The organism is Methylotenera versatilis 79, assembly GCF_000384375.1.
Lineage (GTDB): Bacteria > Pseudomonadota > Gammaproteobacteria > Burkholderiales > Methylophilaceae > Methylotenera_A > Methylotenera_A versatilis_B.
The window spans coordinates 2,229,469-2,247,734 of sequence record NZ_ARVX01000001.1 but is presented as its reverse complement, the minus strand read 5'-3'; the positions used below and the strand labels follow the sequence as shown (position 1 = coordinate 2,247,734).

The 18,266-nt window shown below is 42.6% G+C and carries 9 protein-coding genes; all 9 read left to right on the top strand.

The annotated features are described in order from the left end of the window. The first annotated feature begins 24 nt into the window (after positions 1-24). The 9 genes from METVE_RS0110850 to gspG all read left to right on the top strand — a co-directional run bounded on the left by METVE_RS0110850 (position 25) and on the right by gspG (position 18,262). Positions 25-4,170, top strand: coding sequence for a TonB-dependent receptor domain-containing protein (locus METVE_RS0110850; RefSeq protein WP_020168505.1), 4,146 nt, complete (start codon positions 25-27; stop codon positions 4,168-4,170). Beyond that, on the top strand, positions 4,170-7,769 hold the full coding sequence (locus METVE_RS0110845; RefSeq protein ID WP_020168504.1) for an autotransporter outer membrane beta-barrel domain-containing protein: 3,600 nt from the start codon (positions 4,170-4,172) through the stop codon (positions 7,767-7,769). The genes METVE_RS0110850 and METVE_RS0110845 overlap by 1 nt, the downstream gene beginning before the upstream one ends. Before the next feature lie 153 nt (positions 7,770-7,922). Continuing rightward, positions 7,923-8,951, top strand: coding sequence for a hypothetical protein (locus tag METVE_RS0110840; RefSeq protein ID WP_020168503.1), 1,029 nt, complete (start codon positions 7,923-7,925; stop codon positions 8,949-8,951). 105 nt (positions 8,952-9,056) lie between these two features. Continuing rightward, entirely contained in the window at positions 9,057-11,366 is a 2,310-nt protein-coding gene (locus METVE_RS0110835) for a calcium-binding protein (RefSeq protein ID WP_020168502.1), read from the top strand. A gap of 146 nt (positions 11,367-11,512) precedes the next feature. Continuing rightward, positions 11,513-13,303 carry a type I secretion system permease/ATPase gene (locus tag METVE_RS0110830; protein WP_020168501.1) on the top strand — a complete coding sequence of 597 codons (1,791 nt, stop codon included), beginning with the start codon at positions 11,513-11,515 and terminating at the stop codon, positions 13,301-13,303. Further along, positions 13,300-15,033: a type I secretion system permease/ATPase gene (locus tag METVE_RS0110825; RefSeq protein WP_020168500.1), complete on the top strand. Its 1,734-nt coding sequence runs from the start codon at positions 13,300-13,302 to the stop codon at positions 15,031-15,033. The genes METVE_RS0110830 and METVE_RS0110825 overlap by 4 nt, the downstream gene beginning before the upstream one ends. Before the next feature lie 7 nt (positions 15,034-15,040). Further along, positions 15,041-16,441, top strand: coding sequence for an HlyD family type I secretion periplasmic adaptor subunit (locus tag METVE_RS0110820; protein ID WP_020168499.1), 1,401 nt, complete (start codon positions 15,041-15,043; stop codon positions 16,439-16,441). A gap of 6 nt (positions 16,442-16,447) precedes the next feature. Continuing rightward, positions 16,448-17,785, top strand: a complete 1,338-nt coding sequence (locus tag METVE_RS0110815; RefSeq protein WP_232415317.1) for a TolC family outer membrane protein — start codon at positions 16,448-16,450, stop codon at positions 17,783-17,785. 42 nt (positions 17,786-17,827) lie between these two features. Beyond that, positions 17,828-18,262 (top strand): type II secretion system major pseudopilin GspG, encoded by a 435-nt coding sequence (gspG, locus tag METVE_RS0110810; protein ID WP_020168497.1) that lies wholly within the window; start codon positions 17,828-17,830, stop codon positions 18,260-18,262. Positions 18,263-18,266 lie beyond the last annotated feature (4 nt).

Genomic DNA, 18,266 nt, shown 5'->3' with positions numbered 1-18,266 from the left:
AAGTTTGTTTAATGGGAGAAGTGTGTGGCTAGATCAGTAAACCAAACATTTAGATTTGGTAAGTGTGGTTTTGCAAAAAAATCACAAAATATTATAAGTTTATCCATCATGCTTATGATGGCTCAGGCGTCCAATAGCTTTGCGGACGAGCTTGTCAAAACCATCCCGCCACAATCATTTAATATCCCCGCAGGTGATTTAACAAAAGCACTATCTGAATATTCAGCTACTGCTGGTGTACTGCTTTCATTCGATTCTGACCTAACCCACAACAAAAACACGCAGGGCTTAAAAGGCCAATACACGGTTAAAGACGGTTTTACTACGCTGCTTAAAGATTCCGGGCTTGAGATTATTAACAATAAGAAAGGTGAGCTGGAGCTCAGAAAAGCCCCGGCAGTTAAAGTCAGCGATAACACTTCTACAAATGTAGAGTTGAAAGAAGTAAAAGTACGCGCCAAACGCTTTAAACAAATCGGTCCAATGCCTGGACTTGACCTCACTAAAGAGCAGATTGCGGGCAATATCCAAAGCATTTCTGCAAAAGAAATCAAAGAAGCGCACTCACTTAGTTTGGCCGATTTATTAAATTCCAAATTGCAATCGGTCAATGTCAATGATTACCAAGGCAATCCATTTCAAATGGATGTTACCTATCGTGGATTTACCGCTAGTCCGCAGATCGGCTCACCGCAAGGGTTATCAGTATTTTTTGATGGTATTCGTATTAATGAACCTTTTGGGGATGTCGTTAACTGGGACATGATTCCCATGAATGCGCTAGGCGGTTTTGATTTAATTCCTGGTTCAAACCCCTTATACGGATTAAACACGCTGGGTGGCGCGCTCACAATGAAAACAAAAAGTGGTTTTACCGATGCAGGTGTTTCTGCTGAAGTGTTAACAGGTTCATTTGGTCGCAAACAACTGCAAGCATCAGGTGGTTGGAATAACGCCATTAAAGAAGAGGGTAGCTGGGATACAGCAGGTGATTACGCAGCATTTGGTGCGATCAATGTATTTATGGAGGATGGCTGGCGTGACAATTCACCCAGTAAAGTCAACCAAGCCTTTGGTAAATTAGAATGGCAAGGCGAGCGTGCATCGATCGCTTTTTCCACCTTAGGTGTTGTAAACAAGTTAACAGGTAACGGCACTGTGCCACAGGAGTTATATCGACAAGACCCAAGCGCAGTATTTACTTCGCCAGATGTTACCAAGAATAAATTAATCCAGTTTCAAATTGCGGGTGCTTTTGATGTCAATGACACGGTCAATGTCACTGGGATGGTCTATCACCGACAAAGTAATCGTAGGTCGAGTACAGGCGATATTATTCCGCGAGAAGAATTTGAAAATTCCAACTTTGATGGGCCTTACAGAGCTGAACAGACCCGTAAGGCATTACTTGGGGAAGATTTCACCTGCAATCTACTCGATAGCGATGGTAAAGGCTTCCCAGATTATTATGTGGCAGATGAAGCTACCTATAACGACTTCGCTTCTACAGTATTTGATGGGCTTCTTAATAATACATACACACCACCTGCCGGATTCATTAGAAATGCGTCAATACCAGTAGAATTGCAGCAAGAGTTACAAAGTAAATTCTCATCTCCAGGTGCAGGGTCGTTTTCCAATTCCATTGATGTACCAAGCTTATCCTTTTCTGCCACGACTTTGGATTTTGTAAAAGGAGTTTCACCGGGTAATGGACAACCTGCGAGCTATGTTGACGGAGGTAATCGATTCTATATTTTTGCTGCACCAGCTACTAATGCCACTAGATGTCCTACTACAGGCGGAATTAGCCAAGCGACGGGTCAACTGGTAGCTAATGATTTTGGTCTACCCAGTACTGGCAAAAGTCGTAATGGTTTTTTTGATGGTGGAGCGGGTGTAATTGAAGGCACACCTACTGCGGTGATTACTGAATCTGATATTCGGCAAACTACCAAGGGCGCTACAGTTCAGATCAACTTTAATTTAGACCAGCATAAAGCAATGGTGGGTGCTGCAATAGATCAGGCAACAGCAAGCTATGATGGTTCGCAGAGCTATGGTTTGTTGGATAATAATCGTAACGTATATAGCGCGCCTGATCAGATAGGAGAAGAATTTTATGCGAGAAATCACGATGTGCCAATCAATAAATTTAAAGGCAGATCTTCTACTAAAAGCTTATATGCGAGTGAAACCTGGAGTCCAACCCAGACGCTGAATTTATCAGCATCTGCTCGATATAACTACACCGATATTCAGAATAAACTTGCCCCTAAAATCTCAGAAAGTGGTCTAAATAAATTATTAAACAAAGTGCTATTTTATCAAACCTGCACCACCGCTGGTTGTACATACGACAGTACCAAGCCAATAGATGCATTGGCTTATAGACAGGAAACTGTCGCCAACTTAAATCTAACAGATATTGAGAAAGCAAGAATAGCTGGGTTGCTAGACGTGCCGGCAATCGAAAAGTTTTCGTATCACTCACTTAACCCTGCTTTTGGTGCCACTTGGCAAGCCAAACCCAATTTAAATTTATACGCCAACTGGAATCAAGGCACGCGTGTGCCATCTGTGATTGAGTTGGGCTGCGCTTATGATGGAACTCTGGTACCTTCCGTAATTGATCCTGATGGTAATCCACAACCTCCTTTTAAACCACGCAGTATTTTAGAAAACAGAGGTTGTTCCCTCCCCAGTGCTCTATCTGGCGACCCCTATTTGCCACAGGTTAAAGCGCAAACAATGGAAATAGGTGCGCGTGGCAAATTTGGTGACTTTTTGGAATGGAATATCAGCGCGTACCGTACTGATTTACGTGATGACATCTATATGACATCGCTAACGCCCGAACTTAACTTTTTTCAAAGCATTGGCGATACGCGGCGTCAAGGTTTAGAGTTTGGTATCGCTGGCGAATATGGCAAATCAGATTTCCGCATCAACTATTCACTGACAGATGCTACTTTTCAATCAAACTTTCAAACCATTAGCCCCAACAATAGTTCACGTACGCTTGATCCTGGCTCACCCAATTATAATATGATTCAAGTAAAGCCTGGCAATGTATTGCCTGGCATACCGTTTAATAACCTTAATTTTAATTGGGGCTATAAAGTAACCCGAGATTTTAAAGTGAATCTAGGTGTTGTAGCGCATAGCGGCTCATTTTTACGCGGCAACGAAAACAATGCGCACACACCAAGTCAAGGCAGAGTTGTTACTGTAAGTGGTACGGGTGGTGCTCAAGTTAAATTGCCTGATAATCAATACGATGGTACAGCACCTGGATATGCCGTTGTCAATTTGAGCAGTCGTTACAATATGGGTAAAGGCTGGACGCTCAATGCACGTATTAATAATTTGCTTGATAAGCAATACTACACCGCAGGGCGCTTAGGCATTAATCCAATTGCACCATCTACATTCGGCGCAATTGGCCCTGGTGGCTTTAATTACAACTCTAGTGAATGGATCCCATCGCAATTTATTTCGGCCGGTGCACCACGCGGCATTTGGCTATCAGTAGCTTATGATTTTGATGCTTCTAAAAAAGCGTTGCCAAACAGTGCACTAGTAACTGAACCTAATTTATCTGATTTAGAAACGCCAACTAATGTACCGAATGCAGAAGAGGTGGCTCTAGCACAACAACTGGATAAAATTAAGGCACTACCTGTAATTAATCGCACCCAAATATCGACGCAAGTTGCAGAGCAAGAAGTTACTAATAGCGTAGAAGCTTGGCGCAAAGCGCAAGTGAATAATAAGGCAGACTCTTATATAGCATCATATACCCCAGACTTTGCGCCTTATGGTATTAATCGTGCAGACTGGGTGGAAACTACAAAATTATCATTTGTAACAAATGCCACAAAAAATACTCAATTAAGCGATGTAGTGGTAATGCCAGAAGGTAAGCGCATGGTTGCCGTGTTTAACCAAACAGTTAATCGAGGTGAGCAAGTAGAAAATGTGCGCAAAGTGCTTACCTTTGAATTAAAAGGTGGGCAATGGAAAATTACACAGGAGCATGCGCTGGCGACGAAACAAATTGAAGCCAACTCTACTGCAAAAGCTAAGTTACCTGACGCCTCGTCTCTAAGTCAAACCAAACCAAAAGCAAGCAGACTCAACACTGCCAGCAATCAGGAGGTGAAATAATGAATACTCCAAACAAATTTAACAGAAATACTTTATTTGTGAATGTGCTGTTGGCTTTGGCCAGCATGACAAATAGTCACTCAATTTATGCCGCTTGCGTAGATAATAGTAATGGTACTTACACTTGTTCTGGCGTGTCAGATAATATTGATACCACCATTATTGGTGAAGTGATTTTAGATACAAGTGCTGGCACAGCCACATTAAATAATACTACGGTTGACCCAAATTTAAACCCTCCAGATTTTGGTGCGGTGATCCGTAACACGGCTACTACAGTAGGTGCGACCAGTGCGGTTAACATAACTGGCAATCAAGCGGCTGTTATCAATAACAGAGGGATTATCGATTTATCAACATTTGATTCTAACTTCAATTTTACTCGCGTATTCGACCCAGCAGGTTGGACCTACGATGAAGCCACGCGAAAATTATTTAATAATGGGATAGAGGTGGGCTATGCCGCTGCCATTACTGCTGGCGCTAACACACCATCCCTCACAATCAATAATTTTGTTGGGCTAAATCCATTCCTTGAGCCTAATTTCTTTCAGCCTACTTCTGGACAAATCACAGGCTTTGGAGATTTAACTGCAGGGATTTATACAAATGCTGCCTTACTAACCGTGAATGGAGAATTTGAGACTGTTAGAAATGGTGTTGGCGTAGTGCCATCATATATTAGTAAAGTAGTTAGCTTTGGTGGAGGCGGTTTTACAGCTCCGCTTGTGCAAGATGGTACGCAATATGCTACCAATGTGACGGCTGGCAGTACGGTATTTAATGCTAATGCCGGTGATTTATATGTGGTAGATCGCAACGTATTATTAACAGAAGCACAAGCTTTATCTGGCTTAGCAGTTGCTTTTACGCAAGACGATGTAGGGCCTAGAAACAGTATTATCAATGGCACATTTACTAACGCTTATTTAGGCTCTGGTAATCATGTCATTAATCATCCTGTAACTGCTAATGGTCTTATATTAGGTGCTATTAATGTTGACCAAACCGATAGTGCGGTGACCAATGTCAGCGGAGGTATTTCCACCACACTATATCTTGTGCATGGTGATCGCACATTTACACTCAATACAGATTCTATATTTAACCCTGTCACGATTAACGATGTTGCAGGTGCTGTAAACACGGTAAATGTGAGTAAAGCTATAAATGGCAGTATTACAGCCAACGGTCTGGGCAACAATGTACTTAATTTAAATGTAGATTCTGCATGCTCGACTATGACACCTTGCCCAAGCTATGGCAGTGTGAGTGGATTTACTACAATGAACGTAACGGGTACACCCACGCAATTAAACGGTAACTTTAGTGTGACTGGAGATATCAATTTATTGAGTGGTCAAGACGGGAGTTTCATTAATTCAGACGGAAGCTTAGGAACAAGAAATTCTCAGCTTAATGGAGTGCTGACTGCAAGTCGCGTCATCATTGGTTCTGGAGCTAATTGGACAGGCACCATATCTCCAGCGAGTACAGATAGTATTGGCTCAATCACTGGCAACTTAATCAATCAAGGCAAACTTAATCTAGGTCGCGCAACCTTGAATGTTGATGGCAATGCCAATATGGAAGCGGGTTCCGCTTTATTGATGACTGTGAGTAATCTTCAACAAGGCCAACTAAATGCTACTGGTGTCACCACCTTTGACCCAGCTTCTATTTTGATACCTTCTGCATTTTTTGATGAAAAAATTGATAAGGGTTTCAGTTTTATCGCTGCTACCAATGTTTCTGGAATTCCTATCGTGCAATCACCAGGCTTTTTACAATTCCTGCCTAGTTTGGTAGGGGATGATTTATTACTGACCGCCACAATTGGCATCCCCAACTTTTTAAAAGGGCAAGTGACACAATCCGCTACTAATGCGCTGGATGCTGTCTTTAATTACACAGGTAACACTGTATTGCCTGTGGAATTGCAAACGGAGTTGTTACGCGTAAAAGGCAATAATTTAATTGGTACCGCCGAACGCTTACGCCCAGAAATCAATGATGGTGCTTTCCGTATGGTGCAAGGAAATACGGATAAAGTATTCAATATTTTAGAAACACGCATGCTGAGCAATTATTTTCCTGCAAACCCTCAGCCAGCAAATATAGCGGCCAATGGTGACATAAATGGTATTGGCGACAATAGCGTTCAAAGCAAAGCTGTGTGGGTACAAGGTTTTGGTGACCGTGGCTTGCAAGAGCGTTTAAAAGGTGTGGATGGCTATACCAGCTCTGCCGCTGGGTTTGCATTTGGTGCAGATAAAGCGATGGATGATGCTGGCAACCAGCGACTGGGTTTTGCAGCTGCATTTACGCGTGGCAATGTATCTAACACAGGTTACACCGCTAATAACCGTAACGATATCAACAGTTATTTACTCGCTACCTACGGCAGCTGGGCTATGGATGATTGGTATGTCAACGGTATGCTGGGTATAGGCCGCAATACCTATGAAACCAGCCGTAACTTTTTGCAATACACCGCAATGGGTCAGCATGACAGCTGGCAGTTATCTGGCAGGCTAGATGCAGGCATGCCGATATTGCTGGATGATAATTTAAGCTTTGTGCCGATTGCAACGCTTGATTACACGCGTTTAAAGGAGAGTGGTTACACCGAAAAAGGCAGGGACTCTAGAATTGCTACAGTACCTGGCTCCTCACCCCCAGTACAACTCATTGAAAACGGCCTGCCCGTATTTACCCAAGCAGATTCACCTATTAATTTGCAAGTGAATAGCCGCAGTTTTGACTCTATTCGCGGCGGTTTAGGTGGCAAGGTTATTTACAGCCTGCAAGAAAAAGACTGGGGTGCAGAACTGGAATTACACGGATTGTATCACCATGAGTTTGCTAATGTAGCACAAGACAGCAGTGCACGTTTTGTATTTGGCGGCACACGTTTTATCAGCCCCGGTTTAAACCCTGATCGTAATAGTTTGCTTTTAGGCGGTAGCGTGCGCTTAACTGGCGATGATGAAAATGACCAGTTAACCTTACTCACCAGCTATGACGCCGAGTTGCGTGATAAGTATCTAGGGCAAACCATGACATTAAACGTGCGCTACGATTTTGATCAGGCACCGAGATACGTTAAAGATGCGAAAGCTAAACTGGCTAAAAATGCAGCTAAAAAAGTACCAGAGCAAAAAGTGGGCGCATCAGAAAAAGATATTGTAGCGATCAATCAAGCCATGCAATCGGAAGCTGAGTTTAATCAGGAAAGCGATGTATTAGATGCCAATCAGCAGTTAATTGACACAACTATTAAAACTTGGGCTTCCGCATTAACAAACAAAAACCTTGATGCTTACTTTAATACCTATGCATCTGATTTTATTCCGTCAGATGGAAGCACCCGCCAACAATGGGAGCGCAAGCGCAAAGTCGAAATCAGCAAAGATAATAGTCCTGCTATCAACATTTCTTATTTAAGTATCAAGCCAGATGGTAACCGTGCATTAGCCATGTTTACCCAAACTATAACGGCTGATACCAAACAGGACACGGTAAGAAAAATTGTGGATTTAGAAAATAGAAATGGCCGCTGGTTAATTATTAGAGAAGACAGTATGGCGACGAACTAATCAGAAAAATTTTTAGGGCATTTGCAACTGCCCAATAAAAGAATTCAACCAAAATCTATTTAGTACTTACAAGGCGCTAATTAAAGATTGAGGTGAGTTGGTGTCGCAGGCAGCCACAAATGCCTGCATATTTTAACTCTTTTGGAGAAGAAAATGAAAAATTCATTATTGAAACTTGCAGTATTAAGCACGCTTGGTTTTGCTTCAGTGCATGCATTTGCTGTTGCACCATTTATTGATTTGCCTGCTGCTGGTACTGCTACTGCGGCCACCGCTCCTACGAACCCAGCTGTTGCACAACCTCTAGGTACTACTGCTTATAAAATATTTTGGCCTTATGAAAACTTTGGTTCAGGCGCCTTTCAGCCTTTTGTTCAAAATAACACAGATGCAAATCTTGGCGATACTGCGGGACCAACGGGTGGTAATGCATCATTGCCACCATCTCCTTACAATGCGGCCGGCTGGGGTGGTGCTGGTCAAACAGCCTCTACTACTGGCAGCATTACTGAAAATGGCGTAACTGTCGCAAACTACACTAGTCGCGTCTGGCGTAATGCTTCTTTAGGCCAGTGCGTATATGGTTTCCAAATCGTTAATACATTAAATGATTATTTGGCTGGAGTAGCAGGTACTCAAACTATGGAATTTAACGATATTGCTCTTGGTGGATTTACCGGTCGTGCAGCAGATGCTGGTTATTGGAGGCACATCGCTTCAGCTAGCAAAGTCTATCGTGCGGGGCTAACTTTCACTGCAGTGCAACATAGAGCCACTCCATTATGGTCAGCTGGACCCAATACTGGATATGTAGCATTACCCTTGACTACACCTGCATATACCTTATCTATTAATGGTCTTAATGCTGCGCCAGGTGGTACTCCAACAGCTGGTGAGCAATCAGCTTCTTTAGATGATAACTGGGTGAATTTCACACTAGATGTTAATGCATTAGACGATGACGGAACGAGCACTGCTAGTTCACCTTGGTTATATGTACATAGCACTTGTGCTGCAACTGGAACTTTGGTCTCTAGCGCAGATGCAGTACGTGTACGCCAATCTTATCAAGAGCCGGCTTCTGGTGGTGGAGTTAATGGTTTCAGAGAGTTTGGTCTAACTGGATATACCCCGGCTAATACAGGGGCTGCGGTTTTACCAACGCCGGTAGTGCCATTTTAATTTGTAATTTAAATGCCTAAGTAAGCAAATTTCTTACTTGGGCTTATTTTATAAATGTTAATAAATTGGTGCAATTAGATAATTTAATCTATCAGGAGTAATAAAATGGCTATAAAAATATTTAATACTACAGAAACTGACTATACAGGTACATCAAGTAATGATTATGTCGAAGGTAATGCGCTCGACAACACCATTGACGGCGGTGCGGGTAATGATATTATTTTTGGTAAAGGTGGAAATGATTACTTAGTAGGTGGGCTCGGTAATGACTATCTATCAGGCGGAGATGGTGATGATTTTATTTCAACAGGCGATGGTGTAACGGATATTGGTAATAACATTATCGATGGCGGTGCCGGTAACGATTCTATCTCAGCTGGTTCTGGCAATGATTTAATCTCGGGTGGTGATGGAGATGATTTTATCTTTGCAGGTGATGGCAACAACATTGTATCAGGTGGTAATGGCGTTGATACCATTTACGCGGGTAGTGGTAACGACATCATCAGCGGTGATGCTGGGGACGATAGTATCTACGCTGGTGATGGGGACGATATATTGTCTGGTGGTGATGGTGCAGATTTTATTGATGGCGGTGGTAGTACAGCTGGAGATGAATCTGTTAATGGTAATCTGTTTGTAGTGACTTCTAACGATGTCTTGCTTGGTGGCAGCGGCAATGATAGCTTCATAATTGGTGATGAGTTTGAAGGCATAACTTTTATTTCAGGCGGTGTCTCAGGCTTAGATAATACAGGTGAGATTGCTAGATATATCAATGTTTCAGAGCTTGAAGGCGAAGAAGAGGAGGGCGGTGAAGAGGAAGAAGAGCTAGTTGTATTTGACACCATTACTAATGAAACAGTTGAAATCGAAGATGTTGAACAATCTCAGGAGATTGAAACAGATGTTCGCCTGAATATTGTTACTCGCCCCGGTTCTAGTGCTATCAGCACTTTTGCCACTACGATTGCTGGATACAATGCGGTAGATACTCTTCAATTTACAGAAAGTGGCGAATTCGGAGAATCGCTTGTTTTTAGAGGTATTGAGCGTATTGAGCTTGCCAGCGGTGTCAATATCACGCTGTCTGCTGAACAACTTGAAGCGAATGGTGAATCATTAAGTCTTGGTTTCTTGAACCCTGGTACGCACATTTATGGTGTTGCTGGCGGCCCCAAAGAAACTGTTACGATTGAGTTGGAATTTGAAGAGGTAGAATTTGAACCAGATGCTAGCATCGTTGGTGCTACTGAAGTGGAGTATGAAGCGGCTTCCTTACAGTTTGATGACTACTCAGTCGCTAACCTTTTCCACAATGTCGACATGATTTACGATGCCAGCGAAGGCGAGGCTGGTAGTTATACACGTATTGATGGTGCCAATGAATCTGCTGGTGCTAGCGAAACGGTATACGGCAGCGCAGGTGTAGATTATGCAACCATGCGTTTGGGTGATGACACTTATTACGGCGGTGGCGGTAACGATGTGTTGATTGGTCACGGTGGTGCTGATAAGTTGTATGGTGAAGAGGGTAATGATATTTTCATCATCGGTGGCTTCGGTAGTGGTGTTCAAGGCACGACATCTAAAGCGGATGACGGTAACAAAGAGTGGATTGCTACTGGCGCTAACCATGACTTAATTGTAGGTGGTGCTGGTATCGATACATTGCGTGTTACTACAGGCATTGGTGCTAATAACACAACTAACGGTACAGTTTTACTTAACGATGCTAACTTTAAGTCAATGGAAGTTGTGCAAGTTGGCGGTACTGTAGGTCGTTTAAATGTTGAAGACACTGCGCTTCAAATGTTAAATGATCATTACTACCATCGTGCAAATAGCTCTGTTTCAAACCTTTCAAATACATTGGGTAACAACGGCGGCACAATCAATAATGTGGTGATTGATGCTTCTGGCGTAACAAAAAATGGTCTACGTTTTGAAGGTAATGCAGATAGCCAGACATTTATTGGTACAACTAAAGCTGACGTATTTATTGGCAATGGTGGCAACGATACTTTAACTGGCGGCGGCGGTGCTGATAAGTTTGTGTTTGGTAAAGTGTATGAGCAAATCATCACTGGTTCATCTACCACTGCACAAACTTATGTTAATACAGCATTTAATTTAACGGGCGTTGATACCATTACTGACTTTTTACATGGTACCGACAAAATTGAATTACATACTGATCAGTTCGCGTCATTATTAGCTGGTTTCTCAAGTGCAAACTTAAGAGTGGGTGCAGGTGCTACGGCGCTGGATGCAAATGACTATATTTTGTTTGATACTACAACCAAAATGCTTAGTTATGATGCAGACGGCAACGGCGCAGGTGCGGCTGTGAATATTGCGCAGTTGTTGGGTGTAACTACCTTTACAGCTAGCGATATCGTAGTGGTTTAATGCAATAAAAAGCGAGTGGATTAAACCCCACTCGCTTTCTTATTTTAAATCGCTTTTATTTAAGTATTTTGCTTATGCAGAATATTTAAATAGATAGCGATAAACCCTAACTTAACCCAATTTTAAGCCCAAGTATTGGTTAACTCTTGAATAAAACGCCACATTCAGTCTTAAAGAAATCGCTCATATCGATTGCGCCTTATTATCGCAACGCCATGCTGTTTGGTTTTTTTACCAATCTCATGCTACTAGCGCCTTCGTGGTACATGCTAGAAGTATATGACCGCGTGATTAACAGTAGAAATACGACCACATTGGCGATGTTAACACTGCTGGTTGTGTTTATTTATGTGGTGATGGAGTGCCTTGAATGGGCACGTAAAAAGTTAATCGTTCAGGCCTCATTGAAATTTGAAAGTCAACTGAATCAAACCATATTCGACGCGGCTTTTTTAGCAAAGCTCAAAGCATTTAACTTTCCCATTCAGCAAGTTTTTACCGATTTTAAAACGCTGAAAGAAAGCCTGTATTCACCCGCTTTAATTGGCTTAATGGATGTGCCGTTTTGCCTGATTTTTATTGTCGCCTTATTCTTTATTCATCCCGTTTTAGGTTTTTTTACCTTAGCCGCTTTGGCTATCCAAGTGGTGATGATTCTGATGAATCAAACTCGTATCTACAAGCAAATGAAGTTAGCCAACCAGTTTGCTTTTGAGGCGCAAAATTACTTTACAACCGTCACCAATAAAGCCGAAGTGGTGAAATCGATGGGCATGCTGCAAGCGATTGGTCAGCGTTGGCAAGGTAAACAACAGGCGTTTCTGTTTCATCAATCGCAAGCATCTGAGATTGCCAGTAAAAGCGCGGCTTCATCCAAATTTTTGCAAACCATGCAAACTTCATTAGTGCTGGGTTTGGGCTGCTATTTGGTGATTAATAACGCGCTGCCATACGGTGGAGCAATGATGATAATCGCTTCTATTCTAGCTGCCAGAGTGTTTTCCCCGTTTGTGCAGTTGGTTTCTCAATGGCGCGTGCTTGCAGATGCACAAGAAGCGTATGGTCGTTTGGAAAATCTATTAAGCAATTTTTCAGATATTAAAGTAGGCATGGCTTTGCCGCCACCCACTGGCGATATCAGTGTGGAAAGTTTAAGTTACGCAGTGCCAGTAGAAGGTAGACAGAATGCAGAGCTTTTTTTAAAGAATATACAGTTCAAACTTAACGCTGGAAATGTGTTAATTATTGCCGGGCCATCAGCATCTGGCAAAACCACGTTAAGTAAATTGTTAGTAGGACTGCATCAGCCAAGCAGCGGCAATGTGCGCTTCAATGGCGTGGATGCATATAAGTGGAATAAGGCTGAACTTGGTGAATATATTGGCTATTTACCGCAATCGATAGAGTTGATTAATGGCACATTGGCAGAAAATATCGCCCGATTTAACGAGGTGGATAATCAAAAATTAAACCATGTGATTGAGCTGTTGAACCTGCATGATTTGATTGCCGATTTACCTGAAGGCGTGAATACGCAAATTGGCCAAGATGGAGCGTTTTTGTCTGGTGGTCGCAGGCAGTTAATTGGTCTGGCGCGTGCGATTTATGGCAATCCTAAAATCATCATTCTAGATGAGCCCAATGCCAATTTGGACGAGGCGAGCGATAAAGCTTTGCAGGCGATGATTACCAGTTTAAAAACTCAAGGCGCTACTTTTATTATTATCAGCCACTTGCAGCACATTTTGCATCTTGCCGATTTCTTGATGATTATGATGAATGGGCAGATGTTTCGCTATGGCAAACCTGCCGAAGTCATGGCATCGCTTCAGCCTACTCAAACGCAGGCTGCACCCAAACAAGCTGCATCTGCTCAAGCAGGCTCTAATCAAGCTGATTTGGCACAAACGTCAAAAGCAGAGGTACAGGCGGCATGATTCACTTAAAAAAACAGCCACTATTGCAATATTTGTCACCTTTAAAGTCGGATGTCATTAGCATCGCTGTGCTCAGTTGCATCGCAAACTTGCTGATGCTGGTGCCAACGATTTACATGTTGCAACTTTATGATCGCGTGATGTTGAGTAGAAATGAACTGACACTCATCACGGTGACTTTACTAATTGCTTTTTTTATTGTGGCGATGGCTTTTGCAGAATGGTTACGTTCAATCATCACCATCAAAGCAGGCGTGAAGTTTGATCAATCGCTGAATAGCAAATTATTCAATCAGGCGTTCGAACGCATCTTTACTGCTAATCAAAAAAACACACATGAGACGATGCAGGATTTAACGAATATCCGCCAGTTTATGACTAGTAACGGCTTGTTTGCATTTTTTGATATGCCGTGGACGCTGATTTATGTGGCAGTGTTATTTATATTAAGTCCATCGTTAGGTTGGCTGGCTATTTTGTTTTGCGGAATTCAGTTTGGCTTGGCTATCTGGAATCAGATGAGCACAGATGCGCCATTAAAAGCGACGATGAGCGTCAATCTTGAGAATCAGCAGTTCTTATCCAGCAAAGTGCGTAACTTGGAAACTTTGCATGTGATGGGCATTTTGCCGCAGCTTTACAACCGCTGGAAAAACCTGCAATACGTGGCAAATAACGTCAATGGCAACGCGATCCGCGTGCAAAGCAGAAACCAGCATATCAACAAATTCACACGCTACACCATGCAATCTTTCATGCTGGCGGCGGCTGCACTTTTGGCTGTTAAAGGTGAAATTTCCATCGGTTCTATGATTGCGTCAAATGTGTTGATCGGCAGGGCGTTGCAACCTTTTGACGTTATCGTCAGCACCTGGAAGCAATATATTCAAGCCAAAGATTCAATGCGCCGTTTGAACGCGGTATTAACGCCTTCGTTTAATGAAGTTAAACGGCTCGATATTGACCATGAAGTAAGCGCAATTAACGATGAAAAAACAAACGAAATCAAAGGCGAAATCACGCTGAAAAACCTGAGTGTCACTTTGCCAAAATCGCAGAAAAAAGTGTTGAATCAGTTGAATGCCAGTATTAAACCAGGACAATTATTAACCATTATGGGCCCTTCTGGTTCAGGCAAAACCAGTTTGGCGCGCTGTCTGGTTGGCGTGATGCCTTTGCAACCCGGCATGTTGTTAGTTGATGACGTTTCAATTGAGCAGTTAAATCCACACCTACTATCCGCTGCAATGGGTTATCTGCCGCAGGATGTCAGCCTTTTAGAAGGCACGATTGCAGAGAATATCGCGCGTTTTGAGACTTTAGATTCAGTCGAAATCATCGCGGCTGCAAAAGTGGTCGGACTGCATGATGTGATTCTACGCCTGCCTTTAGGCTACGACACGCGGATAGATGAATCTGGTGTTTCACTGTCTGGCGGTCAGCGCCAATTGATTGGTTTGGCGCGCGCGGTATACAAATCACCATCCATTCTAGTGTTGGATGAACCCAACGCACATTTGGATGAATCAGGCGAAACGTATCTACTTAATGCTTTGTTGGCATTAAAAAATCAAGGCAAAACTATCGTGGTGATATCGCACCGCACCAATATTTTGAAAGTGACCGATCAATTAATGGTGATGAAAAATGGCGAAATATCGCACCACGGCGCAACTGATTTGGTGATTAAGCAATTACACAACGAGAGATCAATACAACAGGCGGCTTAATAAAAATATGAAACTTATTTCTCAACACAATACGCTAGAGCTTTCTGATTTAAATTTAAACAACTCAAATCAGACCAATGCGCGTAGCAAAGATGCAGCAAGCAATCTGGACAATTACGCCAATAATAAAACGCCTAATCGCATAGGCTTATCTTTATTGCTATTCGGCTTAGCAGGGTTTTTACTGTGGGCGGGATTCGCGCCATTGGATGAAGGCGTGCCAACCGAAGGCGTTGTCAATGTGGAATCTAATCACAAAGTCGTACAGCATTTAAGTGGTGGAATTGTTAAGGCGCTCGCCGTAAAAGAAGGTCAGGAAGTTAGGGCTGGCGATGTGCTACTTACTTTGGATGACGCGGTAATTAAGGCTAGATACCAAGAAGTCAAACAACATTACATGGGATTGCGCGCGCAAGAAAGCCGCTTGCTCGCAGAGAAAGTCGGCGCAAAAAATATTCAATTCCATGATGACTTAATCAATAACAAAGCCGATTTTTATGTGCAAAAACACATGATGAATCAATCGCAATTATTGCAAGCCAGACAAAATGTATTAAGCGCAGAAATCATGGCGATACAGGAATCGATACAAGGTCAGAACGCGATTATCGCGGGTGATGAAGGTGTGTTAACCAGTTACCAATCACAATTATCGCTGTTAAATGAGCAGTTAAATGGCATTAAGCCTTTGGTGCAAGAAGGTTATGCGCCTAGAAACCAACTGAATGAATTGGAACAAAAAATAGCCCAAAATATTGGTCAAATCGCCAATACACAAGCCAATATCACGCGTAGCAGAAGAACGATATTGGAGCTGAATCAGCGCATGATGGTCAGGCAGCAGACAGAAAAAAAAGAGATTGATACGGAGATGGCACAAGTGAATTTGGCGGTGCAGTCTGAAGCGGAAAAATTCAAAGCATTATCAGAAGAGCTTGGTCGCATCTCAATGGTTGCGCCGGCATCAGGTCAGGTTATCGGATTGCAGATTCATACTTTAGGCGCGGTAATACAGCCCGGACAAAAAATAATGGACATTGTGCCAATGGGTGAGCCGTTGATTTTAGATGCCAAAATCCCGCCTAATTTAATCGATAAAGTACATGCAGGGCAAGATGCGGATGTGCGTTTTTCTACCTTTGCCAATACGCCGCAATTGCTGGTTGAAGGTAAGGTAAAAACCATCTCAAAAGATTTGATTACGGAGAATGCGCAAAATGCGGATCGCGTTAGCTACTATCTGGCAAAAGTATCAATTACGCCTGACGGTATGAAAAAGCTTGGTGACCGAAAATTGCAGCCTGGCATGCCTGTGCAAGTGGTGATCAAAACGGGTGAACGTACTTTGTTAACTTATCTGTTGCATCCGTTAACAAAACGCATCGCTGCCTCGATGAAAGAGGAATAGATCAGTATGCCAATCTTCAAACTTTCCTATTCCTTTGTAATGTTAATTCTGGTTTCGACACAATTACATGCAGCCGATAACTTGCTCAGCCTTTATCAGGCGGCGCTGAACTTTGATGCGCAATACAAAGGCACGGTTGCCGATACCCAAGCAGATAGAGAAGAAATCAATAAGGCGCGCGCCTTGTTCTTACCGAAAGCACAATTGGGCGGCAGTTATGGCCGTGGCGATACTGATCGTGTCTCGCAAACTGTATTTGGGGCAAGGGAAGATAATTTAAGATATGACACAAAAAACCTTGCGCTCACCGTTAGACAGCCATTATTCAATAAAGAAACTTTGGCCACATACAGAGGTGCCAAAGCTTATGTAAAAGGCAAAGAGGCCGTATTGCAAACGGAAACTTCTACTTTGATTACCAGAATCGCCAGTGCCTATTTTGAGCTGTTATACGCAGAAGAAAAAACTACGGTTCTGCAAAATAAAGTTTCTGCGCTTAATCAGCAGTTAAGTCAGGCAAACAAGCGCTTTGAATTTGGCGAAGGCACTTTAACTGAAATCAGTGAAGCGCAAGCTACTTTGGACGTTGCACACGCAGAACTGTTAGAGGCAAAAAACAGTGCAGAGGCTTATAAATTAGCTTTAAGCAATATGACTGGTCTACAAGTTGAAGTGTTAGCAAAACTGAATACACAAAAAATGGCAACGATTAAAGAGGATTTTGGACAGCTGGATGACTGGCTAAAAACAGCAATTGAAAATAGCCCTGAAATATTGTCAGCCAAATATGCATTGGAAGTGGCACAACAAGAAGTGGAAAAAAAACAGGCAGGGCATCTGCCAACGCTTGATCTGGTTGGTGTGCGTTCATACAGCGAAAACGATAGCAACAACACTTTGGGCTCACAGTTTGATACGACAACAGTAGCCTTGCAGTTTAATTTACCGCTGTTCGCCGGTGGATTTGTGAATGCCAGTGTGCGCCAGTCTGTGAATAGAGTAGAGGCTGCTAGAGAAGAGCTCAACCAAAAAACCAGAGATGCTAATACTAATATCCAAAAATATTACCAGCATCTGCAAAGTGAATTGCTTTCGATGCAAGCCTACACGCAAGCCGTTAAATCCAGCGAGATCGCGCTAGATGGCACCTCTAAAAGTTTTTATAGCGGCTTTAGAACCAATATCGACGTGCTAAATGCGCAACAAAGATTGTACGAAAATAAGCTGAAATTAAGCAAATCTTACTATGTGCTGGTGAACGATATTGTGAGCATTAAGCATGTTGCAGGCGTTTTAAATGAAGCGCAATTGCAAAATATTAACCAGTTTTTCTTAACGAATTAAGTGTTAATGAAATTAAAAAGTAGAAGATGAAAGGTGGAGTTAATGAATAAAAGAGCGATAAAAAAACAAGTATCTCAGCACGGATTTACCTTGTTGGAGCTATTAGTGGTGATGGTGATTATTGGTTTATTGGCAGGTTATGTCGGACCTAAATACTTTGCACAGATTGGCAAGTCGGAAGTGAAAACAGCTAGGGCGCAGTTGGATTCTTTGTCAAAAGCGCTGGATCAATATCGTTTAGATAATGGACATTACCCCAGTAATGAAAATGGTCTGGCAGCGCTAAACACTGCGCCTGCTGATGAAGAAAAATGGAAGGGACCGTATCTACAGAAAAAAGCCCCCAATGACCCGTGGGGCAAGGCATATCAATATAAATTTCCGGGCGACCACGGCGAATATGATTTATGGTCATTTGGCAATGATGGCACTTCTGGCGGCAATGATGAAGCCGCAGATATTGTGAATTGGGAATAAGAAG